This window comes from Roseateles sp. (assembly GCF_052436255.1).
Taxonomy (GTDB): Bacteria; Pseudomonadota; Gammaproteobacteria; order Burkholderiales; family Burkholderiaceae_C; genus Pelomonas.
This window is the reverse complement of the sequence record NZ_JBQVNP010000274.1, coordinates 1-3,102: the sequence shown is the minus strand read 5'-3', so window position 1 is coordinate 3,102 and position 3,102 is coordinate 1. Positions and strand designations below refer to the sequence as shown.

Genomic DNA, 3,102 nt, shown 5'->3' with positions numbered 1-3,102 from the left:
GCCCTTCACCAAGCCCATCTCCCAGCCCGTCGCCGGCGCCGAGTCCTGCGCCAAGCCCGACGCCGACGCCGAGCCCGAGCCCCTCTCCGACGCCCAGCCCAAGTCCGGCACCCAGCCCCAGCCCAGCGCCGAGCCCGTCTCCCAGCCCCTCGCCGGCACCGGCACCGGCACCAACGCCAACGCCGCCGCCGCCGCCGCCGCCACCACCGCCGATCTCCGGCGTCGTCGCGGCCGGCCTGGGCTTGACCGGTGCCACGGTGCGCGTGCTGGACCCGACGGGCAAGGTCATCGCAACCGGCCGCCCGGTGTCGGCAACAACGGGCGCCTACGGCCCCGTGCCGCTGGTCGGGCAGGGGCCCTTCCGGGTTGAAGCCTGTGGCACTGTGGGCGACGTGCCGCTGTGCGTCTGGGGCGCGACCAACAACGGCGGCACCCTGAACCTGACACCGTTGACCAGCGCCATCACGGTGCTGGCCAGCGGCCAGGCGCCCGAGACGTTGATGGGCGGTGCCGCCCAGGGGCTGACCAATGCTGCCCTGTCCAGCGCCCACACCCAGTTGCGCGCCGCCGTTGCGCCGGCCCTGGCCGACGCCGGCCTGGCGAGCGATTTCGACCTGCTGGCCGGCCCGCTGACGCCTGGTGTGCATACCGGCCACGACCGCGCGCTGGACGCCGTCGCCGTCGGCCTGGGCTTTGACACCCGGGCCTTCGTCACGCTGAGCTCGCGTCTGGGGGCGGGCACCGCCTACCTGGAGCCCGGCACAACCCAGGGCAGCTTCAGCATCGACCCCGCCGCTGCCGGCCTGGACCTGATCGGCGTGGATGCCTTGTTCGCCAGCATGAACACGGCCATGGCCACCAACACCAGCTGCCAGCCCGGCTTGAACGCCGTTTTCGACGCCAACGTGCGCGCCAGCCTCGACCCGGGCACGACCTTCGGCGGTACCCTGGCCGCCCAGGTCATCTGCCTGCGCCTGGCCGGCGTGCTTGGCGACGGCGAAGTGCTGTTTGGCGGCAAGCTGCTGCCGACCACGCTGGGCCGCTGCGACTTCGACGGCGGCGACCCGGTCTGCCGCGTCAACCTCGTCTTCCAGAACAGCAAGGGCTTCCAGCGCCGGCTGGGGTCAGAGCAGGCCGCCGTCAGGCGGCCCACGGGCTGGACCTTCCTGGGCAACCGCCTGGAGGTGCAGGCCAGCGCCAACGCCCGCCTGGTGCTGGTCAGGCGAGTCGATGCTGCGGCGCCGGACAGCTATGCGCGCTACCTGGACATCAGCATTCCCGCCGTCGGCGTCAGCGGCGGCGACGCGCTGCAATGTGCCCGTGTCAGCCAAAAGGATGGCAGCGGCGCCGACGTCGCGCTCGCCCTGTACAAGCGCGGCAGCGGCAGCCTGCTCAGCCTGTGGAGCATCAGCAGCAATGACGCGACACCCAGCCTCGACCCAGCCACGGGCGCGACGCGCGGCGCCAATGTGGTCGCCTTGCCAGTCCCCAATGGCGCGGCGGGCGACGCGACGGCGCGGAATTTCGCCCGCGCCGGGCGTGCGCTGAAGATCGAGCTCTACGGCGACGCCGGCTGCACCACGCCGCTCACCGGCGCCGACGGGCCGGTCATCAGCGTCGAGCTGGCCGGCCTGCTGCCGATTGCAGCGACGAGCCATAGCGGCCAGCCCTGGCCGGCGTTGTCGGGGGCGTCGCACACCTCGCTCGCTTCGCTCAAGGGCGCCGCCAACGCCACGATCAGCTATGGCCCGGCCTGGGCCCTGCCGCGTCGCGACCTCGCGTTGAACCGCGCCCAGCTCTGCACCGACGCCGCCTGCAACACCAAGCTCGCCGAGCTTGAACTGACTGCCGGCGCCCTGCTTGCCGCCTTCAACCCGCCCCTGGGCGGCACGGCACTGGCCGCCGCTGACTACAAGCTGCTGCGCATCACCGGCCGCATGCCCGATGGCCTGGTGCTGCAGCTGGACAGCCAGTCCTGCGCCGCGCAGGTCGCCAGCCTGCGCTGTTAGCGGGCGACGCGGACCAGCTTGCCGCTGTCCGTGACCATCAGCAGCGACCCGTCGGCCGCCGGCTTGACGTCGCGGATGCGCTCGCCGAGTTCGGCGAACAGGCGCTCGCGGCTGGCCACCGTGTCGCCCGACAGCGTCAGCCGCCAGAGCGCCTGGCCGGCCAGCGCGGCGACGAAGAGGTTGCCCTGCCACTCGGGGAACATCGCCCCGCTGTAGAAGGCCATGCCGGCGGGCGCGATGGAAGTGGGCACCCAAAAAGTCAGCGGCTCGACGAAGCGCGGCGCATGCGTGCCGTTGCCCAGGCGGCAGCCGTCACCGACCGGTTCGCCATAGTTGCAGCCATAGCTGACGGTGGGCCAGCCGTGGTTGGCACCGGCGCGGGCGATATTGATCTCGTCGCCGCCCTGGGGGCCGTGCTCGCTGACCCAGAGTTCGCCCGTGGTCGGATGCAAGGCCGCGCCCTGCGGGTTGCGGTGGCCCAGGCTCCAGATGCCGGCCCGCGCGCCGCCAGCGAAGACAGGGTTGTCGGCCGGCAGGCTGCCGTCGCGGTTGATGCGCGCGACCTTGCCCAGGGTCTGCTGCAGGTCCTGCGACGGGCTGCCAAGCTGGCGGTCGCCCAGCGTGATGAAGAGTGTCTTGTCGCGTGCAAAGACGAGGCGGGAACCGTAATGGCCGCTGCCGCTGACCTTGGGCGCCTGGCGGAAGATGACCGTCAGCCCCTGCAGCGCATTGCCCACCAGCTGGGCCCGCGCGACCGCCGTGCCGGCCCGACCTGCATCAGCGCCGGTGCCGGGCTCGGCATAGCTCAGATAGACCCAGGGCGCGGTGGCGAAGTCGGGGTCCAGCGCGACATCGAGCAGGCCGCCCTGGCCGGCGCTGCTGACGGCGGGCGCCCCGCTGACTGGCTGGCTGCTGGCCAGGTTGGAAGCCACCCGCACCAGGCTGCCGGTGCGCTGTGTGACCAGCCAATCGCCGCCGGGCAACTGGGCCAGGCCCCAGGGGCTGAGCAGCGCGACGGCCTGCACCGTCGCGCGCGGCGCGCCGGGCGGGGCAGGGGCTGGCGCAGAAGCCGGTGGCGGCGGTGTCGGCATGG

3 protein-coding genes are annotated in these 3,102 nt (G+C 72.8%); 1 reads left to right on the top strand and 2 read right to left on the bottom strand.

Annotated elements, in window-relative coordinates:
* On the bottom strand, nt 1–207 hold a 207-nt coding region (locus ACT6S0_RS27405; RefSeq protein WP_444766886.1), incomplete at its 3' end, for a hypothetical protein.
* Nucleotides 208–242: 35 nt separating this feature from the next.
* On the opposite strand from ACT6S0_RS27405, the gene ACT6S0_RS27400 reads away from it, so the two are divergent.
* Nucleotides 243–2,009 (top strand): hypothetical protein, encoded by a 1,767-nt coding sequence (locus ACT6S0_RS27400; protein WP_444766885.1) that lies wholly within the window; start codon nt 243–245, stop codon nt 2,007–2,009.
* Here the strand turns inward: ACT6S0_RS27400 and ACT6S0_RS27395 are convergent.
* A complete protein-coding gene (locus ACT6S0_RS27395) occupies nt 2,006–3,100 on the bottom strand; it encodes a PQQ-dependent sugar dehydrogenase (RefSeq protein ID WP_444766884.1) in 1,095 nt (364 codons plus the stop codon). The genes ACT6S0_RS27400 and ACT6S0_RS27395 overlap by 4 nt on opposite strands.
* Nucleotides 3,101–3,102: the final 2 nt, after the last annotated feature.

Bases quoted from the DNA above. Each gene is read 5' to 3' on its own strand.
- ACT6S0_RS27395 (WP_444766884.1), bottom strand. From the start codon at position 3,100: ATGCCGACACCGCCGCCACCGGCTTCTGCGCCAGCCCCTGCCCCGCCC.